General features: G+C 38.8%; 18 protein-coding genes and 1 pseudogene. 11 read left to right on the top strand and 8 right to left on the bottom strand.

The window, feature by feature from the left end; translation table 11 throughout:
• The first annotated feature begins 22 nt into the window (after nucleotides 1-22).
• On the top strand, nucleotides 23-1,357 hold the full coding sequence (locus tag ACR2MV_RS11160; protein WP_434021995.1) for an alpha-L-fucosidase: 1,335 nt from the start codon (nucleotides 23-25) through the stop codon (nucleotides 1,355-1,357).
• A 21-nt stretch (nucleotides 1,358-1,378) separates the two neighbouring features.
• Here ACR2MV_RS11160 and ACR2MV_RS11155 read toward each other — a convergent pair whose 3' ends face one another.
• The 3 genes from ACR2MV_RS11155 to ACR2MV_RS11145 all read right to left on the bottom strand — a co-directional run bounded on the left by ACR2MV_RS11155 (nucleotide 1,379) and on the right by ACR2MV_RS11145 (nucleotide 3,104).
• Nucleotides 1,379-1,762 carry a RidA family protein gene (locus ACR2MV_RS11155; RefSeq protein WP_434021994.1) on the bottom strand — a complete coding sequence of 128 codons (384 nt, stop codon included), beginning with the start codon at nucleotides 1,760-1,762 and terminating at the stop codon, nucleotides 1,379-1,381.
• Nucleotides 1,763-1,779: 17 nt separating this feature from the next.
• A complete protein-coding gene (gene trpS / locus ACR2MV_RS11150; RefSeq protein ID WP_434021993.1) occupies nucleotides 1,780-2,748 on the bottom strand; it encodes a tryptophan--tRNA ligase in 969 nt (322 codons plus the stop codon).
• 113 nt (nucleotides 2,749-2,861) lie between these two features.
• Complete coding sequence (locus tag ACR2MV_RS11145; protein ID WP_434021992.1) at nucleotides 2,862-3,104, bottom strand: GlsB/YeaQ/YmgE family stress response membrane protein; 243 nt, start codon at nucleotides 3,102-3,104, stop codon at nucleotides 2,862-2,864.
• 116 nt (nucleotides 3,105-3,220) lie between these two features.
• On the opposite strand from ACR2MV_RS11145, the gene trhA reads away from it, so the two are divergent.
• Nucleotides 3,221-3,871, top strand: coding sequence for a PAQR family membrane homeostasis protein TrhA (trhA, locus tag ACR2MV_RS11140; protein ID WP_434021991.1), 651 nt, complete (start codon nucleotides 3,221-3,223; stop codon nucleotides 3,869-3,871).
• Between the two features lies 1 nt (nucleotide 3,872).
• Here trhA and ACR2MV_RS11135 read toward each other — a convergent pair whose 3' ends face one another.
• Nucleotides 3,873-5,030 carry an ATP-binding protein gene (locus ACR2MV_RS11135; RefSeq protein WP_434021990.1) on the bottom strand — a complete coding sequence of 386 codons (1,158 nt, stop codon included), beginning with the start codon at nucleotides 5,028-5,030 and terminating at the stop codon, nucleotides 3,873-3,875.
• Nucleotides 5,031-5,206: 176 nt separating this feature from the next.
• Between ACR2MV_RS11135 and ACR2MV_RS11130 the strand changes: the two genes are divergently transcribed.
• The 6 genes from ACR2MV_RS11130 to ACR2MV_RS11105 all read left to right on the top strand — a co-directional run bounded on the left by ACR2MV_RS11130 (nucleotide 5,207) and on the right by ACR2MV_RS11105 (nucleotide 12,263).
• The gene (locus ACR2MV_RS11130; RefSeq protein WP_434021989.1) at nucleotides 5,207-5,437 is read left to right on the top strand and encodes a ferredoxin; all 231 of its coding nucleotides are present in this window, start codon (nucleotides 5,207-5,209) and stop codon (nucleotides 5,435-5,437) included.
• A 188-nt stretch (nucleotides 5,438-5,625) separates the two neighbouring features.
• Nucleotides 5,626-6,813, top strand: coding sequence for a PSP1 domain-containing protein (locus ACR2MV_RS11125; protein WP_434021988.1), 1,188 nt, complete (start codon nucleotides 5,626-5,628; stop codon nucleotides 6,811-6,813).
• A gap of 14 nt (nucleotides 6,814-6,827) precedes the next feature.
• Nucleotides 6,828-7,331, top strand: a complete 504-nt coding sequence (locus ACR2MV_RS11120; RefSeq protein WP_434021987.1) for a gliding motility lipoprotein GldH — start codon at nucleotides 6,828-6,830, stop codon at nucleotides 7,329-7,331.
• Nucleotides 7,331-9,631, top strand: coding sequence for a penicillin-binding protein 1A (locus ACR2MV_RS11115; RefSeq protein WP_434021986.1), 2,301 nt, complete (start codon nucleotides 7,331-7,333; stop codon nucleotides 9,629-9,631). Before ACR2MV_RS11120 ends, ACR2MV_RS11115 begins: the two co-directional genes overlap by 1 nt.
• A gap of 4 nt (nucleotides 9,632-9,635) precedes the next feature.
• Complete coding sequence (locus ACR2MV_RS11110; RefSeq protein WP_434021985.1) at nucleotides 9,636-11,456, top strand: AMP-binding protein; 1,821 nt, start codon at nucleotides 9,636-9,638, stop codon at nucleotides 11,454-11,456.
• A 42-nt stretch (nucleotides 11,457-11,498) separates the two neighbouring features.
• Entirely contained in the window at nucleotides 11,499-12,263 is a 765-nt protein-coding gene (locus ACR2MV_RS11105; protein WP_434021984.1) for an exodeoxyribonuclease III, read from the top strand.
• Here the strand turns inward: ACR2MV_RS11105 and rlmN are convergent.
• Nucleotides 12,260-13,303, bottom strand: coding sequence for a 23S rRNA (adenine(2503)-C(2))-methyltransferase RlmN (gene rlmN / locus ACR2MV_RS11100; RefSeq protein ID WP_434021983.1), 1,044 nt, complete (start codon nucleotides 13,301-13,303; stop codon nucleotides 12,260-12,262). The two genes, ACR2MV_RS11105 and rlmN, sit on opposite strands and share 4 nt — an antisense overlap.
• A gap of 70 nt (nucleotides 13,304-13,373) precedes the next feature.
• Entirely contained in the window at nucleotides 13,374-14,423 is a 1,050-nt protein-coding gene (queA, locus tag ACR2MV_RS11095) for a tRNA preQ1(34) S-adenosylmethionine ribosyltransferase-isomerase QueA (protein ID WP_434021982.1), read from the bottom strand.
• A gap of 139 nt (nucleotides 14,424-14,562) precedes the next feature.
• Here queA and ubiE point away from each other — a divergent pair, with 139 nt between their 5' ends.
• A complete protein-coding gene (ubiE, locus tag ACR2MV_RS11090) occupies nucleotides 14,563-15,291 on the top strand; it encodes a bifunctional demethylmenaquinone methyltransferase/2-methoxy-6-polyprenyl-1,4-benzoquinol methylase UbiE (protein WP_434021981.1) in 729 nt (242 codons plus the stop codon).
• A complete protein-coding gene (locus ACR2MV_RS11085) occupies nucleotides 15,278-16,090 on the top strand; it encodes a porin family protein (protein ID WP_434021980.1) in 813 nt (270 codons plus the stop codon). Before ubiE ends, ACR2MV_RS11085 begins: the two co-directional genes overlap by 14 nt.
• Nucleotides 16,091-16,152: 62 nt before the next feature.
• On the opposite strand, the gene ACR2MV_RS11080 is transcribed toward ACR2MV_RS11085, so the two are convergent.
• Nucleotides 16,153-18,699 carry an adenosylcobalamin-dependent ribonucleoside-diphosphate reductase gene (locus ACR2MV_RS11080; RefSeq protein ID WP_434021979.1) on the bottom strand — a complete coding sequence of 849 codons (2,547 nt, stop codon included), beginning with the start codon at nucleotides 18,697-18,699 and terminating at the stop codon, nucleotides 16,153-16,155.
• A 224-nt stretch (nucleotides 18,700-18,923) separates the two neighbouring features.
• Between ACR2MV_RS11080 and ACR2MV_RS11075 the strand changes: the two genes are divergently transcribed.
• Nucleotides 18,924-19,454: a hypothetical protein gene (locus tag ACR2MV_RS11075; protein ID WP_434021978.1), complete on the top strand. Its 531-nt coding sequence runs from the start codon at nucleotides 18,924-18,926 to the stop codon at nucleotides 19,452-19,454.
• Here ACR2MV_RS11075 and ACR2MV_RS11070 read toward each other — a convergent pair.
• Nucleotides 19,451-20,096: pseudogene (locus ACR2MV_RS11070) on the bottom strand (alanine dehydrogenase); the annotation flags it as partial. The gene ACR2MV_RS11075 and the pseudogene ACR2MV_RS11070 overlap by 4 nt on opposite strands.

Genomic DNA, 20,096 nt, shown 5'->3' with positions numbered 1-20,096 from the left:
AGAATCACTAAAATCAGCCCCTATGAAAATTAGAATCATCATCCTTTTGATTTCACTGAGTATGCATCCCCTTCTTGCCCAGAAGAATTATGTTCCAACGGAAGAGAATCTTGAAGCCAGGCAATGGTTTGAAGATGCGAAATTTGGATTATTCATTCATTGGGGTGTCTACAGTGTTCTTGGGGATGGAGAATGGGTGATGAACAACCAAAATATTTCGGTGGATAGCTATGACAAAATACCTGCTTTTTTTAACCCAATAGATTATAAGCCCGAAGAATGGGTGGCTATGGCAAAGGAAGCCGGTATGAAATATATTACAATTACCAGCAGGCATCATGACGGATTTTCCATGTTTGACACCAAGGCTTCTGATTATAACATTATGGAGAGAACCTCCTATAAAAAAGATGTTTTAAAAAGTCTTGCAGAGGCTTGCGAAAAAGAAGGCATCAAATTATTCTTCTATTATTCCCTGCTCGATTGGCGGCATGATGACTACTTCCCCAAAGGAAGAACAGGTACCGGAATTAAAGGACGTGCTGAGACCGGAGATTGGGATCAATACATTGCTTTTATGAAAACTCAGCTGACGGAACTCTTAACAAATTATGGAGATATTGCCGGCATCTGGTTTGACGGTCACTGGGATCAAAAGGAATGGGACGGAAAAAAGTTTGGTCAGGTTCAGGTAGATTGGCATTATGATGAAATTTATACCTTGATCCATCAATTACAACCTCAATGTCTTATTGGAAACAACCATCATATTGCACCCATTGCCGGTGAAGATTTTCAAATGTTTGAAAAGGACCTTCCCGGGAAAAACACCACGGGCTGGGGAACAAGCTCAACTGATATAGGAGCATTACCCAAAGAAGTTTGTGAAACAATTAATGGTTCCTGGGGATTCAACTTACAAGACAAAAAACATAAATCCGATAAAGAACTGATTCAATATTTGGTGAATGCCGCTGGGTATGGCAGTAATTTATTATTAAATGTTGGGCCCATGCCGAACGGAGAAATTCAATCTGAACACAAGAAATCCTTAAAGGCCATTGGTACATGGCTCGATCAAAATGGTGAAACAATCTATGGAACGCGGCAAGGTCCGGTTTCACCCAGCGAATCGATGGTATCGACGCAAAAGGATGAACTTGTATATCTTCATCTGCTGAACGATAAAAAAGACAGTTATTTAATTCCGCATTTTAGTGAAAAAATAAAAAAGATGCACTTTTACAGCAGTGGAAAAAAAGTCAATCACGCTGTAAATGAATTCGGCCTGACGTTTTCGGTACCGGCTGATCAGATGGACCCCATTGATACCATCATTGTGCTTGAGCTGCAATAACAATTTCGCTAAATCAAAAAACTAGCTGGTTTTAACCGCTGTGGCTTCTATTTCAATCTTCATTTTCTCATCAGCCAATCCGGCAGAGATCATCGTTGCTGCAGGTTTAATACCGCCAAAATATTTTTTTAAGACAGGCCAGCAATGTTCAAACTGATCAGCTTGAGGAAGAATATACGTGAGACGAACAATATCGGCCAATGATGCATCCGCTTCTAACAAGGCCTTTTCAATATTCTTGATACACTGTTCTGTTTGTTCGACGATATCATCTGAAATTTCCATGTTGGCATAGTTGTACCCGGTAGTTCCGGATACAAAAACCATATCTCCAACAACAACAGCTCGTGAGTATCCAATTTTATCTTCAAATGAAGAACCAGAAGAAATGACTTTTCTTTTCATCTTAAGACTGTATTTTTTTAATACCCCAGTTTACGTCGGACCCGTTCTAAAACCTGGTCGGCAACTTTATGAGCCTTGGCTGCTCCTTGCTTCAAAATCTGATCTACTTCATCCAAATGATCCATATAGTAATGGTACTTCTCACGCTCTACTTTAAATGTTTCGATCAACAACTCATAGAATGCCTGCTTGGCATGCCCATAGCCGTAATTACCACCCGTATAGTTTGCCCTCATTTCTTCAATCTGCTCAGGACTGGCAATTAATCTATACAAGGCAAAAAGATTACATGTATCTGGATCTTTTGGATCTTCCATCGGCGTAGAATCCGTCTTTATCTTCATGATCTGCTTTCTCAGGGCCTTATCCGCCAAGAAAATATCAATGATATTTCCCTTGGACTTACTCATCTTCTCGCCATCTGTTCCGGGAACGTACATGGTGTTCTCCTGAATTTTTGCCTGAGGCGGCACCAAGGTTTCACCCATTTGATGGTTAAATCTATTGGCTACATCTCTGGACATTTCGAGGTGTTGTAATTGATCCTTCCCTACTGGAACCACATCCGCATCATACAATAAGATATCTGCAGCCATTAACATAGGATACGAAAAAAGTCCGGAATTCACATCTTCAAGCCTGTCAGCTTTGTCCTTAAAGCTATGTGCCAGGGTCAGTCGTTGATAAGGATAAAAACAACTTAAATACCAGGATAATTCTGTCACCTGAGGAACATCACTTTGTCTGTAAAAAACCGTCTTTTCAACATCTACTCCAAAAGCAAGCCAAGTGGCAGCCGTACTATACGTGTTTTGTCTTAATTCTTTGGCATCTTTTATCTGCGTTAAAGAATGAAGGTCTGCAATAAATAAAAATGATTCTTCATTTGAATCTTTGGACATACGAATTGCCGGGATGATCGCACCCAACATATTTCCTAAATGAGGGGTTCCGGTACTTTGGACTCCTGTAAGTATTCTTGACATCTCTCTGGTTAAAAATTCAATGGCAAAAATAAGGAAATAAGCCTGAAATCATAAAGATATCGGCATAAGTTCTATCGTGAATCACATCCTAAAAATAAATGTAGGAGAATTCATCATTTTTTAATCAAACGGCCTACATATAATATTAAAACAGCTCCAACCACAGAAGTAACAAGGGAGCCTATGGTTCCTCCTTCAGCACTCAATCCTAGCAGACCAAATACCCAGCCACCGACTACACCACCAATAATACCCAACACCATGTTCATCAGGAGTCCAAAGCCCCCACCTTTCATAATTTTTCCAGCCAGCCAGCCAGCGATAGCACCAATAATAATGTAATAGATAAAGCTCATAATCAAAAGTTTAGTTCGTTAATTTCCTTTAAATTTACTGAAAAATTTTTAACTCATTTATATAATTACACCAATATAAAATACAAGGTAGTGGCAATTTTATTAATTTTGATTCCATGGAAAAGAATGAGAATTTTTATGACAGCAAAGAGGAAACCTTAAACGTCATTACACATGGAATCGGTTTTCTATTAAGTATTGCAGCCTTGGTGATTTTGGTCGTTGCTGCTTCTAAACACGGCACTGCCAAACACATTACAAGTTTTGCCATTTTTGGATCCAGTCTCATTGTATTATATGCAGCTTCTACCTTGTATCATTACGCCAAAAATCCTGATATCCGACTCAAACTTAATATTCTGGATCATTCGGCCATCTATGTGCTGATTGCAGGAACCTACACGCCCTTTTCATTGGTAGTTTTAAAAGGCTGGGTAGGCTGGACCATTTTTGGAGTTTCCTGGGGGCTTGCTTTGGCCGGCATTATTTTTAAGGTTTTTTATTTTGGGAAATACGATAAACTCTCGACCATAGCTTACGTTTTGATGGGATGGGTCATCATATTTGCGATCAAGCCGCTGATAGAAAGTTTCCCTACACCTGGATTACTCTGGCTATTTGGCGGTGGATTGGCCTATAGTATCGGCGCTTTTTTTTATGCATACAAAGGGATACGCTTTAACCATGCCATATTTCATGTTTTTGTACTTCTCGGAAGTTTTTGCCATTTTATGGCTGTCTTTTTATACGTGCTGCCTCAGCAATAAATTACTTTTCCTCTTTTTGATGAAGGTATCTTGTGAGCTGCATGGAAAGATCCAGAAGTATGATTTTTGCGTTTCCATTTCTTTCAATATGGTACATCGCATCTTCGATTGCCTGATTAATATCTTCAATATTTGCTCCATGAACAAAAGGTGCAAATTTTTCAAGATCGAAATTACGCTCATGCGACTCGAAGAATACCAAAGATCTCGCATTATAATTCGTGAGCATTGCCTGCCTGAAAAAATGCGAGCAGTATTTTAAGAAACGTTTTTGAGTTTCCCTGCCTGTTTTTGCAATCTCTTCACTCCATTTAATGAGGTCCTGAACTACACTGGCATCTCCTTTCGCCTTAAATGCAAAACGGATCCAGGCAATAAACCATTTCTCAAAAGCCAGTTCATTGTCATCATGTCTTAACAAGTGAAGGGCCTTGTTCCAGTTCCCGTTGCATTGATGGGCTATTTTAATGGCCTGATTTTCATCCAGACCGTGTTGTCCGGTTAAATTATCAATAATATTCTGTTCACTTAATGGTTGCATGTGAAGCACCTGACATCTCGATAAGATGGTTTTGATGATCAACTCTTCATTCTCAGCAATGAGCAAAAACAAGGTTTTTTCCGGCGGTTCTTCAATTAGCTTCAATAATTTATTCGCTGCAGAAGTATTCATTTTATCTGCCATCCAGATGATCATCACCTTATAGCCTCCTTCATAAGGTTTCAAAATCAATTTCTTAACAATTTCTTCTGCTTCGTCTACCCCTATCTGCCCTTGTTTATTTTCAATACCCAATAACTGATACCAGTTGAATAAACTGCCATAAGGCGTTTCCTCTACAAACTGCCTCCATTCTGAGTGAAAGGAATTACTCGTAGGATGTTTTTTAACCTTTTCGTTGGTGGTCACGGGAAAGGCAAAATGCAGGTCGGGATGCATGAGTTTGTCAAACTTCAAATTACAGGCAGCATCACCCGTATTATTTTCTCCTCCCTGATTCTGACATAAAATATATTGGGCATAGGCAATTACCAGCGGCAATGCCCCGCTACCCGTAGGTGCAATAAATAATTGGGCGTGGGGAATTCGTGAATTCTCCACCGTCCGCACCAAATGATGTTTGATTTGTTCTTGCCCAATGATGTCAGAAAAAAGCATCCTTATAAATCTTAGAATACAAAGAAAACAAAAACTTAGGATTTACAGGGAGAAAGAACCACTATTTTCAAAGCTTCGGATTGTGTAAAAAAACCTATTTTTGCAAAAAATCAGAATCGCCCTGGTCTCTAAAATAAGAATGACCGGGTTCAAAATAACGAGAACAATTACAGCACATGGTTATCATTACTTTACAAAGAAAAAAATGTATTGGTTGCAATTATTGTGTTGAACTGGCGCCAAAACAATTTCAAATGTCTAAAAAAGACGGTAAATCTGTCTTACTGCATTCAAGCGATAAAAAAGGGTTTTTTACCATTAAATCTCCAGACATGTCAATTCTTGAAGATGCCGTAAAAGCCAAAGAAGCCTGCCCTGTAAACATCATAAGTGTCAAGGAAAAATAATTCCTTCAGCTAATAATCTGGTACCATGTTTTTAGTTTATCATTATTGAGTATATTTACCTAAATTTTTTCGAACTTATATTGAGATTTTACCTGTATCGAAATCGCCTTTGACAAAGGTTTTTATGAAGTGTGGAATAGTTAAATATCAGGTAATTACTGATTCTCAATTCAAAATATAAACATATTATGGGCTGTAATTCGTGCTCATCCTCTATAGATGGACTACCCCTGGGGTGTAAAAATAATGGTGCATGTGCATCTGGAAGCTGCGATAAAATGAATGTTTTTGACTGGCTTTCAAACATGTCACTCCCAAATGGTCAAAAGCCTTTTGACATTGTGGAAGTCAGGTTTAAAAACGGTCGAAAAGGGTATTACCGTAATTCCAAAGAACTTCAAATTTGTATTGGTGAGGTCATTGCTGTGGAAACTTCTCCCGGACATGATATTGGTGTCGTTTCCCTGTCAGGCGAACTTGTAAAAGTTCAAATGCGTAAAAAAAGGATTTCTGAGAACAACGAGAATATCAAACAAATTTACAGAAAGGCGACCCAAAAAGATATTGAAATCTGGACAACCGCCAGAAACAAAGAAAAAGAGGTTCAAAGAAAATCACGTCTTATTATTAGCCGTTTAGGGCTGAAAATGAAACTCTCTGATGTTGAATACCAGGGAGATGGAAACAAAGCCACCTTCTATTACACCGCTGATGATCGTGTAGATTTTCGTCAATTGATCAGAGAATTAGCCGGTACATTTAGTTTACGTGTTGAAATGAAACAGGTGGGTCTTCGACAGGAAGCCGCTCGATTAGGAGGCATCGGTTCTTGTGGAAGAGAATTGTGCTGTTCTACCTGGTTAACTGACTTCCGATCGGTTAGTACATCTGCCGCACGTTATCAGCAATTGTCTTTAAATCCTCAAAAATTGGCAGGTCAGTGCGGAAAATTAAAATGCTGTTTAAACTACGAGCTCGATTCGTATATGGATGCCCTCAAAACGTTTCCTAAGCCAAATACCTGGCTTCAAACAGAAAGAGGTCCGGCAGTTTTTCAAAAAATGGATATTTTCAAAGGCTGGATCTGGTATGCTTACAAGGAAAACCCTATCTCCTGGCATAAATTAACTGTTGAGCAAACCAACCAGATTATTCTGCTGAACAAGCAAAATAAAAAAGCTACAAGCTTAGAAGAATATGCCTCAGAACTGGAGTTTGAAAAAATTGAAACATCCAACTTTACAGATGTTGTTGGTCAGGACAGTCTTACAAGATTTGACAAACCGAAATTCAAGAAAAAGAGAAAGAGGAACAAAAACAACCGCCACCGTAATTCTAAAAACAACAGAAAGAATCTTCAAAAAAAGAACAATTAATAATGAAAATTCAAATGAAGAAGATAGGTATTGGTTGCATTAAACTATTTTTGGTTTGTATCGTTATGAATTATACGATGTCTTGTACCAATAATTTAATTTACAATCAATACCAGCCGATTGAATCAAGTGAATGGCATAAGGATTCCATCATAAATTTCACGGTCAACTCAGTTGATACAATAGCTAAAAATAACCTCTATGTCACTTTACGGAACAACAAGGACTATGAGTTTAGTAACTTATTCCTGATTGTTGGTATCAAATTTCCGAATAACTACCAGATCGTAGACACGCTTGAATATGAAATGACGAGTCCTGAAGGCAGGTATCTTGGAACGGGCATGACGGATATTAAAGAGAATAAATTAGAATATAAGACCAATGTTACCTTCTCCCTGGTGGGCGATTATGATATCTCAGTGCAGCAGGCAATGAGAAAAACACGCGATATAGAAGGCCTCACCGCCTTAGATGGGATAACAGACGTTGGATTACAAATTGAAAAATTAAATTGATGGCTAAAAAAAGTCAAAAACCAGGTATGAGTAAATTCACCAAATGGATCTGGAGATTATTCCTAGGAGGTTTGATCTCAGTCTTTTTGATCTTCATGCTGGCTGCATTAGGTGTTTTTGGTACACTTCCAACCTTTGAAGAGCTGGAAAATCCTGAAAACAATCTCGCTACTGAAGTAATATCGATTGATGGCGAAACTCTTGGAAAATACTACAGAGAAAACCGAACTCCGGTTAAATTCAGCGAATTACCTGATAACCTGATTGAAGCATTGATAGCAACGGAAGATGAAAGATTTTATGAACATTCCGGAATAGATTTTCAAGGAACTGCAAGGGCTGCGATCAAATTAGGTAGAGATGGTGGAGCAAGTACTATTACGCAACAGCTGGCGAAAATGTTGTTCACCAAACAGGCTTCGGGGAACATAGCGAAAAGGCTGATTCAAAAAGTGAAAGAATGGGTGATTGCCATAAGACTTGAAACACAGTATACCAAAAATGAGATCATCACCATGTATTTTAATAAATATGATTTTGGCCACAATGCTGTTGGAATCAGATCTGCCAGCAGGATTCATTTTGGAAAAGAACCCAACGAAATGACGGTTGAAGAATCTGCCATGCTGGTTGGGATGCTTAAAAACTCTTCCTTATATAATCCGATGCGTAGAGCAGAAATGGTCACTCAAAGAAGAAATGTGGTGTTAGGTCAAATGGTTAGAAATGAATTTTTGACTGAAAAAGAAAAAGATTCTCTTCAACAATTACCCCTTGAATTGGACATCAACCTGGAAGGCCATAGCGATGGAACAGCGACCTATTTCAGAGAATATGTTCGTGAATTCATGAGAAAATGGATGAAAGAAAATCCAAAATCAAATGGAGAGAGTTATAATATCTATCGTGATGGTTTAAAAATCTATGTGACACTTGATTCCAGATTACAACAGAATGCTGAAGAAGCCATGACAGAGCATATGAGCAACCTTCAAAGAGTCTTTTTTAAACAACAAAAAAAGAATAAAACGGCTCCTTTCTACGATCTTGAAAAGTCTCAGATCGAAAGTACCATGCTTTCTGCCATGAAACGAAGCGATCGATGGAGAAAAATGAAAAAGAACGGCGCTTCAGAAAAGGAAATTAAAGAATCCTTCTTCCTGGAAACTCCTATGAAGATATTTTCCTGGAAAGGAGATATTGATACGGTCTTAACACCCTATGATTCTATCAGATACAATAAACATATCCTGCAATCAGGCCTTTTATCGACAGATCCGACTACGGGTCATGTAAAAGCCTGGGTGGGGGGAATCGATTATAAACATTTTCAATATGATCATGTAAAACAAGGTAAAAGACAGGTAGGCTCTACTTTCAAACCTTTTGTGTACGCTACTGCAATCAATCAATTAGGATTATCTCCTTGTGATGAATTTCCGAATACGCCCTATACCATTCCTGCCGGAAAATATCATTTGGATGAAGATTGGACACCTAGAAATTCTGGCGATGAATACGGAGGCTTAAGGACCTTGAAAAATGCCCTGGCCAACTCCATAAATGTAATATCAGCAAATTTAATTGATCAAACTACGCCTCAAAACGTGGTTAAAATGGCTAAAAATCTAGGAGTTGAAACAGATATTCCAGCAGTACCTTCTGTGGCGTTGGGAACGGTTGATCTTAGTCTCTACGAAATGGTAGGAGCGCTGAACACTTTTGCGAATAAAGGAATGTATGTTAAACCCATGATGATTCTTCGAATTGAAGACAAAAATGGAACCATTTTGGAAGAATTCACTCCTGAAACCAGGGAGGTTTTGAGTGAAAGTATCGCTTATACCACCATCAATTTAATGGAAGGGGTAACCCGATATGGCTCTGGGGTCAGGTTGAGAACTTCAGGAGGGAAATATCCTGACAAAGTAGTTACCGGATATCCATATCAATTTACGAATGCGATCGCAGGGAAAACAGGGACCACACAAAACCAGTCCGACGGTTGGTTTATCGGTCTTGTACCAAATTTATCCACTGGTGTGTGGGTAGGAGCTGAAGACCGTGCCGTTCACTTCGTAGATATTACCAGAGGACAGGGAGCTTCTATGGCCTTACCTATCTGGGCCCTGTATATGAAACGAAATTATGAAAACGAGGATTTAAACATCAGTACGGAAGATTTTGAAATTCCCGAAGACCTGACCATCAATGTTGATTGCGGCAGGGTTGTAAAAAACGAAGAAGAAGGAGGAGAGGAAGAACAAAAACCAGACTTGAACGAAGAAATAGATTTCTAATCTTATGACAGCATCATGGCAACCAGAAGCTGAAGTAGTTGAAAACAGCAATATCTATCAGATGATGCTGGCAAATGGTTTTGATGCTTATATGGATTTTTGGAAGTGGTCTGCTTCCCACAAAGAAGATTTCTGGAAACAGACGGTTCAAAACCTCAACATTCATTTTGACAATCCCTATGAATCAATTTTGGATATTTCCAAGGGAGTTGAAAAGGCGTCATGGCTCAAAGGAGCCAGGCTCAATATCGTAGATTCCTGTTTTCAAAATGACGAGGATGCTATCGCTGTTATTTATCAGAAAGAAGGTGGGAAAATCTCAAAACTTACCCAGGCAGGTCTTAAAACATATGTCAATAGAATTGCCAACAGTCTTGTTGATTTTGGCCTAAAACAAGGGGATCATATCGCTATTGATATGCCCATGACTCTTGAAGCCGTGGCTATTTATTTAGCGGCAATAAAAGCGGGAATTACCGTTGTCACCATCGCTGACAGTTTTAGTCAAAATGAAATTGCCATTCGATTAAAAATTACAAAACCAGCGCTTTTGTTTACACAGGATGTCTTGCTACGGGCGGGTAAAAAACTGCCACTGTATCATAAAATACTTGAAGCAGGAGCTCCGAGAACTGTTGTTATCAGTGCTGATCAAGACAACATTCCTCTCAGAGAAGGCGATTGCTATTTTTCAGAGTTCTTATCTGAAAATGATCTTTTTACAACTGTTAGTCAATCTCCTGAAGAGATGATCACCATTCTGTTTTCGTCGGGTACAACCGGAGAACCTAAGGCCATTCCATGGACACATTCCACACCCATAAAATGCGCTTCTGATGGCTATTATCATCATAATATTCAAAAAAACGATGTGGTTTGCTGGCCCACCAATTTGGGCTGGATGATGGGTCCCTGGCTCATTTTCGCCAGCCTGATCAACAGGGGCTCTATGGCGCTGTATTATGGCGCTCCCATGGGCAGTGAATTTGGTGCTTTTGTCCAGGAAGCTGGTGTAAATATGCTTGGTGTTGTGCCGAGTATTGTACGACAATGGAAAAACTCAAAGACAATGGAAGTCTTTGACTGGTCCAATATCAATTGCTTTAGTTCTACCGGGGAGGCATCAAACCCTGAGGAAATGGAATACCTGATGGCTTTGGCTGACAACAAACCTGTCATAGAATATTGCGGAGGTACCGAGATTGGAGGAGGCTATGTGACCAGTACTGTGGTGCAACCTAATGTTGCCAGCACCTTTTCAAGCCAGGCGCTTGGAGGGGAGTTTATTTTACTGGATGAAGAAGGAGCACTAACAGACCAAGGAGAAATGTTTCTGATCCCTCCCATTATGGGACTCTCTAATTCACTCTTAAACAGAGATCACCATGAGGTTTATTTCAAAGGAGTTCCTACCTATGAAAGGAAGGTGTTACGCAAGCATGGAGATGAATTAATCCGTCTTGAAAATGGTTATTTTAAAGCCCAGGGTAGAGCGGATGATGCCATGAATCTTGGTGGGATCAAAGTGAGTTCCATTCAGATAGAAGAAGTAATAAACCAACTTGATTTTATAAAAGAAAGTGCCGCCATCGCAATTTCTCCAAAAAACGGAGGCCCTTCTCAATTGGTCATTTACGCCGTTGGCAATACTCTGCGTTTAACTGATGATGAGAAATTAAAAAAAGCTAAACTCATAATTAGAGAACGATTAAACCCTCTTTTTAAAATTGAAAAACTAATCGAAATAGAAAATTTACCCCGAACTGCTTCTGGAAAAGTGATGAGGAGAAAACTGCGAGATCAATTCCTAGATTCTGAAAACTGATTCTCTTTTATTTACCATATTTAACACCGTCAATTAGAACTTATGAAAATACTATCCTATAATGTTAATGGAATCCGCGCCGCCATAAAAAAAGGTTTTATTGAATGGCTTCAGGCGGCCAATCCGGATGTAATCTGCATTCAGGAAACAAAGGCTCAGAAAGAACAACTTGATCTGACACTTTTTGAAGCTGCTGGCTATAGCTATAACTATTGGTACTCAGCCCAAAAGAAAGGCTACAGCGGAGTGGCCATATTATCCAAGATAAAACCTAATAATGTCGTGTATGGAACAGGTATTGAGACCATGGATTTTGAGGGTAGAAACCTTCGTCTGGATTTTGATCAGTTATCTGTGATGAGCTTATACCTGCCGTCAGGAACCAATAGCGCGAGGCTGGATTTCAAATTAAATTACATGGATGAGTTTCAAGAGTATGTGAACGAATTAACGCAAGAGACTCCAAATCTGTTGATCTGCGGCGATTATAATATTTGTCATGAAGAAATTGATATTCACAATCCGAAACAGAATAAAAATACTTCCGGTTTTCTTCCTGTTGAGCGTAAATGGATTGGTGAATTTATTGACAGTGGATTTATTGATACTTTCCGATTTTTAAATAAGGAACCTCATAATTACAGTTGGTGGAGTTACAGAGCCAATGCAAGGAACAATAATAAGGGTTGGAGGATTGACTACTGCATGGCCAGTGCACCTTTGCAGGAACATATTTCACGCTCCTTTATTTTACCCGAAGCAAAACACAGCGATCATTGTCCTATAGGAGTTGAATTTAAATTTTAAGCCGTCGTCTTATTGGCGAGCTGACCACAGGCAGCGTCGATGTCTTTTCCACGACTATGCCTGATGTTGACTGTGATGCCATTCCTATCTAATTCTCGCTGATAATAAGCAATAGCTGCAGGATCTGCCTGTTCAAAACCATCTTCTTCGATCGCATTATATTCTATCAGGTTTACTTTTGATGGCACCTTTTTACAATAGGCTACCAGAGCATCAATATCTTTTTTCTTGTCATTGATTCCTTTCCACACCACATATTCAAACGTGATCACTTTACCGGTCTTGGCATACCAGTATTGCAGAGAATGCAGCAGGTCATTTAAAGTAGATTTATCATTGATAGGCATCATCTTTGACCTGACCTCATCGATTGCAGAGTGCAGCGATACTGCCAGATTAAACTTTACTCCGTCATCCGCCAATTTCATGATCATTTTATGAAGTCCTACCGTTGAAAGCGTTATTCTCCGAGGTGACATACCTAATCCTTCCTCAGAGGTAATCATTTCTATGGACTTAAGTACATTCTTATAATTGAGCAAAGGTTCTCCCATACCCATAAAGACAATGTTGTTTAGCTTATGTCCTTTATATACCCTGCTTTGTCTGTCAATGGCCACCACCTGGTCATATATTTCATCAGGATTCAAATTCCTCATTTTCTTCAATCGCGCCGTGGCGCAAAAGGTACAATTCAAACTACATCCTACCTGACTCGATACACAGGCCGTCGTTCTGGTAGGCGTGGGAATAAAGACTGATTCGACGATAAGTCCGTCGTGTAATTTAATCGCATTTTTTATAGTCCCATCTGAAGATTGCTGCATATCATCGACCTCAATATGATTGATCACAAAATGCGTATCTAAAAACTGCCTTGTCTCTTTCGAGATATTGGTCATGCTGTCAAAGTCATGCGCTCCTTTATGCCATAACCATTCATAAACCTGATTTCCTCTAAAGGCTTTTTGATTATGTTCAAGAAAAAATTCTCTCAGGCTTTCTTTGGATAAGGATCTTATGTCTTTTTTTTCGCTCATATGGTAAAAAAAACGTCCGACAACCAATCAGAAAGTGGCCGAACGGACGTTTAAATCAATTTTCTCTCAATTATATAATCAACATGGCATCGCCATATGAGTAGAATTTATAGTCATTATCAATGGCTTCCTTGTAGGCCTTTTTAAGCAGGTCATGTCCGGCAAAAGCGGAAGTCATCATCATCAAGGTTGATTTAGGAGTATGGAAATTTGTAATCATACAATTGGCAATGCTGAATTCATAGGGAGGAAAAATAAATTTATTAGTCCATCCTTCGAATGGTTTTAGATGACCGTCTGCAGACACAGAACTCTCCATAGATCGCATTACTGTGGTTCCTACGGCACATACTCTTCTTTTATTATCAATGGCTTCATTCACTGAATCAGCAGTCGTATCCGGAATAAAAACCTCCTCAGAGTCCATTCTGTGTTTTGAAAGGTCTTCAACCTCAACCGGGTTAAACGTACCGAGCCCTACATGTAAGGTCAGTTCCTTTAAATCAACTCCTTTGATTTCAAGTCTTTTTAATAGATGCTTAGAAAAGTGCAGGCCAGCTGTTGGCGCTGCCACAGCTCCTTCGTGTTTTGCATAAATGGTCTGATATCTTTCCTCATCAGATTCTTCAACGTCTCTCTTGATATACTTTGGAAGGGGCGTCTGACCCATTTCATTTAGTTTCTTCCTGAACTCTTCATACGAACCATCGTACAAAAATCTTAGTGTTCTTCCTCTTGAAGTCGTGTTATCAATTACCTCAGCTACCAACCCACTGTCTTCACCAAAAAATAATTTGTTCCCAATTCTGATCTTTCTGGCAGGATCAACCAATACATCCCATAACCTGCTTTCTGCATTCAATTCTCTCAATAGGAAAACTTCAATTCTTGCTCCAGTCTTTTCTTTATTTCCATATAAACGAGCCGGAAATACTTTGGTATTGTTAAAGACCAAAATATCATTGGTGTCAAAATAATCTACCAGGTCTTTAAAGGCTTTGTGTTCAATGGTGTCTTCTTTTCTGTTAAGAACCATCAATTTGGCTTCATCTCTGTGCTCAGATGGGTATTCTGCCAAGAGTCCTTCAGGCAATTCATATTGGAAATTAGATAACTTCATAGTTGTTTTTTTGATTAAAATGCCTGCAAATATACAATCTGAAACTACCCTTTGTCAAGTGTTTTGCAAATTAAATTGCTTTTTTAGACCAATGATGTGATTTGTATTTTGAATCCCTATCTTTACGCAAAATTTTGCGATGTCAAAAAACGTGACGCCATACAAGGATTCTGAGCTTGGAAAAAAAGAGCAGGTAACCGAAATGTTTGACAAGGTTTCCTCCAATTATGACTTTCTCAACAGGGTATTAACCTTTGGAATAGACATTAGCTGGAGAAAGCATGTCGTGGAACTTGTCAAGGCTGGCAAGGCCCAGAAAGTGATGGATATTGCCACGGGAACAGGTGATTTAGCGATCATGCTTGCCAAAGCAGGGATAGATGATGTTACAGGTCTTGATATCTCTCCTGGCATGTTAGATATCGGAAAGCAGAAAGTGAAAGACGAAGGCTTGCATGATAGGATTGACATGATTATTGGTGATTCCGAAAAGTTGCCATTTGAAGACGAAACCTTTGACGCAATTACGGTCGCTTTTGGAGTGCGAAATTTTGAAAATTTAGAGCTTGGTTTAAAGGAAATTCTACGGGTTTTAAAACCGGGTGGTTCACTATCAGTTCTAGAGACCTCTCAACCCAGTAAATTCCCTGTAAAACAGGGCTTCCAGTTCTATTCAAAGTATATCATCCCAACAGTTGGAAAGCTCTTTTCAAAAGATAAAAAAGCCTATGATTATTTACCGGAATCGGCCGCTGCTTTTCCTTTTGGAGAGACGTTCAACAATATTTTGCTAAAAACAGGGTTTAATAGTTCTAAAGTATACCCTCAAACCCTCGGCGTCGCTACCATTTATCATGCAATTAAATAAAGCTATGAACAGGCAATTCATTATAGTAGGTCTTATCTTATTTCTTACACTTCCTTCGGCAATGGCTCAAAAGGAACGAATAGAGTATTTACCTAATTTTGACAAGAGGAAAATCCATTTTGGCTATTACCTCGGGATCAATAACAATAGTTTTGAGATCAATTACCACGATCAGAGTGGGCTTGACCCGAATTCACCGGTAAATCCTACCCCAGAACAGGACATGTTCCTGGAAACAGATGCCTCTTTGGGCTTTAATATTGGCTTTGTGATCGACTACAGACTTCATAATAATATCAATCTGAGGTTTGAACCAGGTTTGATGTCTAATGCCAAAACATTGACCTTTTATGATGCCAATCTTGATGCAGCACCCAATGGAATTCCAATTTATGGAAGCTCTACGGACAATCCGGTAAGAGAGGTGGCAGGTACTTATTTACATTTACCGCTATTGTTAAAATTTAGCACCAACCGACTGAACAATATCAGACCCTATATTATTGGCGGGGTTTCATATGACTATAATTTCTCGAGTAACGAAAAGAACGGAAAGGACAATTTTGAAAGTGAATTCAGAATGACAGCTCATAACTTTATGTATGAAGTAGGATTTGGAGTCGATTTTTATATGTACTTCTTTAAATTTACTCCTTCCATAAGAGGAATTTTCGCCATGAACAACGAATTGGTAGAAGATACAAACCCAATTGACTATCCTCAATATTCGAGCCCCTGGACGGGTCCTGTAGACTTTTTGGGTACCAGAGGAATCTTTCTGAATTTGACATTTGAATAAAAAAAAGCCACCCCTTCATTTAAATGAAAGGGTGACTTAAGTGAAGGAACGAGAACATCATTCTACCCACACTTAGAATGACCGCAACTTACACATTTTAAACAACCTTCCGAATAGATCACACCCTCAGGGTCACCACATTCATTACATTTTTTATCAGCTGCCGCAGTTCCGTCGGGAACATATCTTTTTAATGCCCTTGCAACACCATTTTTCCAGGTATTGATATGATCATCATACATATTCAGATTCTGAATCAAATCAACAACATAGTTCATCGGCATCTTGTGACGTAAAATACCAGAAATCAGTTTTGCATAATTCCAGAATTCTTTGTCGAAAGATCTAGACAAGCCTTCAATCGTAATTTTATAGCCTTCTTTATCCAAATATTGGAAATCATAACGGGCGTCTCCATTTTCATCACGATTTTTAATTACCCATCCTTTTTCTAACCATTGTGGCAAGTTAAAAGCATCTTTCATTTTTCCTGTAAAGATTTCATAAGGTCTGTCATCAATGAGTCCGACAACTGCCAGCCATTTTTCAGATTCATTGTGGAAACGAACAATTTCAGCCTCAATTTTCTTAGGTCTTTTGGTAAATTCAACTTCTTTCTTATAATCTACATCCTTTTCTTCTTTCTTATCATCCGAGATTAAAATTCCACTTCTAGAGCCATCTCTGTACACCGTAATTCCCTTCAATCCTTTTTTCCATGAATCCATATAGATATCTCCTACCAAATCTGTGGTTACATCTGAAGCCAGATTGATGGTTGAACTGATGGAGTGAGTGGTATATTTTTGAACAAGTGCCTGCATCTCGACTCTTTTTTCCCAATCGATTTCTGCAGCCGTCGCACCGGTATATGGGCTTTTCGCCATATCTGTTTCTCCGGTTACCTTCATCCATTCTTCCACTTTCTTATGATATACTGTAAACTCTTCAAAAGCATCCCCTAAGTCATCCACAAAATCAACCTTTGCGTTTTTATCATCCTGGTTAATTTTTCTTCTTCTTTTATAAGACGTCATAAATACGGGTTCAATTCCAGATGAAACCTGTGCCAACATACTTAAAGAGCCTGTCGGAGCAACCGTACTTATTGAAATATTTCTACGCCCATGGTCCATCATACGCTCATACATGTCTGGAAATTCCGCTTTCAGCATTTGAACAAACTCAGAGGTGTCTTCAACAGTTCGGTTAAATACTTCAAATTGACCTCTTTCAATAGCCATGTCAATACTACTGTCAAACTCAGCCGATATTTTCGTTTTCATCACCTTGTCTACCTCCGCAATCGCTTCTGACGAATCAAATTTCAATCCCAGTGCCGCCATAGCATCAGCCAAAGCCGTAAAACCTAAACCGGTTCTTCGTCCTTTTCTGCCCGTTTCCTGTAGTAATTTCCAGGTTTCTATTTCATTCTGTTTAATATTATCCGGCTCAGGATCACCATCAATTTTATCTAAGATTTTATCAACTGCCTCCAATTCAAGATCTACCAGATCATCCATTAATCGCTGACTTTCATACACTACCTCATAAAACTTCTTGTGGTCAAATCGTGCCTCTTCAGTAAACGGGTTCTCAACAAAACTGAAAAGATTCACAGCAATCAACCTGCAGCTATCTCCACCTTGCATCGCTATTTCCGAACATGGGTTGGTAGAAGAATTCTTAAAGCCCGGGTACAATGAAGACGTAGAATAATTGTGCTGTCTGTCCCAGAAAATAAGCCCTGGCTCTGCTGTGTTGTGCGCACTTTTTATGATGGTATCCCACAACTGCTGGGCATCTACCTCTTTGGTATATTTCGGGTCTTTTGACTCAATTGGCCATCTTAGCGTATAGCTTTCTTTATTCTCAACAGCCTGCATGAATTCGTCAGAAAGTCTCACTGAAATATTAGCACCTGTTACCTTGGTAAGGTCCTGTTTGATAGTGATAAATTCTTCTATATCCGGATGTGCAATATCCATGGTGAGCATTAAAGCTCCACGGCGTCCATTTTGAGCTACTTCTCTTGTTGTCCCCGAAAAACGATTCATAAATGATACCGCACCTGTGGTAGAACCTGCTGCATTCGAAACTTTCGCATCTTTTGGTCTTAATTCAGAAAGGTCTACTCCAACACCACAACGTCTCTTAAACAATTGTGCCATTTGCTGATCCGTATAAAAGATCCCTCCATAAGAATCAAAAACAGGTGGGATTACCACACAATTTGAAAGAGAAGCAATAATTTCATGATTTCCTAAACCAAACATAACACTCCCCTGAGGAATTACATATTTAAAATCTTTGAACAAACCATAAATGGCTTTTTCATTTAATTTCTTTCTGCCTTTACCATACACAGAAAGACCTTCTTTGGTAGTTTTTATTTTGTTATAACGCGCTTCTACACGGCCAAATTCCTTTGCCATTCTTTGATGCATATCATCAGGCGTCAATTCAGAATATGTACCATCACTCTTTTTGACAGCATATTTGTTAATCCACGTAGTTGCAGCAAGCTCATCACCTTTAAAGTATGATAATGAACTACTTAACACTTGTTCATAGTTGTACACTCCTTTTGAAACTTTTTCTTCTACCATAATTGTAAATGTAATTTGTGTTTGATCGGGGATTTAAAATTAACACAAAACACAAGTTTAATTTCAAGCATTTTTAATAATTATTAACAAAACATGGTTAACATTTTTTATTCATTTTGTAAGTCAAGTAAGACGGTGTTTTTAGATGATTTTAAAAAAAAATCAAATTTTATATAGATGAAAAATGGAATTAATTTCTTACTTTTTAGCAGTAATCTATTCTCATGAACTACCGTTCCAAAATCTTTATTTATGCTGGCGTTTATTCCATTTTAGCATTGCTTTTAGGAAAACTAATGTTCTCGAATTATGTTAATTCCGCTGCAGGATTAAATGTGTTACCCATTAATTTTTTCCAGTTTCTTTTATTCGGCCTGGCTGTCATCACCTTATTAATAACGCTGCTAACAAGCTTTATTTTAGTGAAAAGATCAAAACAAGAACTCAGCTTTAAAAAAAGATTCAATTTGCTCATCCCTTGCTTTATCGGTTTATTGATCATCTTTTTCTTAATTACAGGCGATTATATTCATTTGATAGCCCCGGTATCTATGATGCTCTATGGCCTGATTTTATTAAACCTCAACAGGTTTGTTACCAGTAGATTATTACGACTAGGTATTACTATTCTCATCATAGGTATTGCTGCCATTTTCTTACAAAAGTGGCATTGGGAGTTATTAATCTTGGTTTTTGGAATTCTTCCTGTAGCCTTCGGAATCCTTATCAGAATCAAACCTTCAAGTCATCGCTAAAATTCATTGCCATCCACAAAATCCTGTAAATAACGATAGCGTTCTGTGAGTTTCCCGTTTTGCGTCATTCTGGCTCTTTGTAATATCCCGTCTTTATCTCCATTAAAAAAGGCCGGAATCACATGGGTAACAAATTTTTCACTGAAGCCCTGAGACGCATCTCTTGGCAGTTCATTGGGCAGATTATCTACTGCCATAACAGCAATGGCTCCCGCATCCTTAAAATCAGTTTCGACTTCTTTTTTAGGATCATATCCATAAATCGGATCTGCAATCGTAGATGCCCTCAGCGTTGAGGCCACCGGGCCATCAATATCACAACTAATATCAGCGACCACCTGAATCTTAAAGTCTTCTTTCCTGGCATCATCACGGGTAAAGAGATAGGGAGCGCCAGAGGCATAAAAATGTCCTGCAATATATATTTCACTCACTCTGGCGAAACGGTAAAAGTCACTGGCATATGCCTCCGGGTGGGCAAAAAAGTCAAACATATCATGAACCGATTCGTCCATTCGATAGTTGTAATCGAGCACATCTATTTGACAATAGACAGGTTCATTAAAGTCCTTGTTCAAATAATCTTCAACCTGAACCTCCTTCAATCCCATACCATCCAACATTTCTTTGGCACCGTTACTC

This window comes from Lutimonas sp., assembly GCF_051011215.1.
GTDB lineage: Bacteria > Bacteroidota > Bacteroidia > Flavobacteriales > Flavobacteriaceae > Lutimonas.
This window is presented reverse-complemented; position numbering and strand designations above follow the sequence as displayed.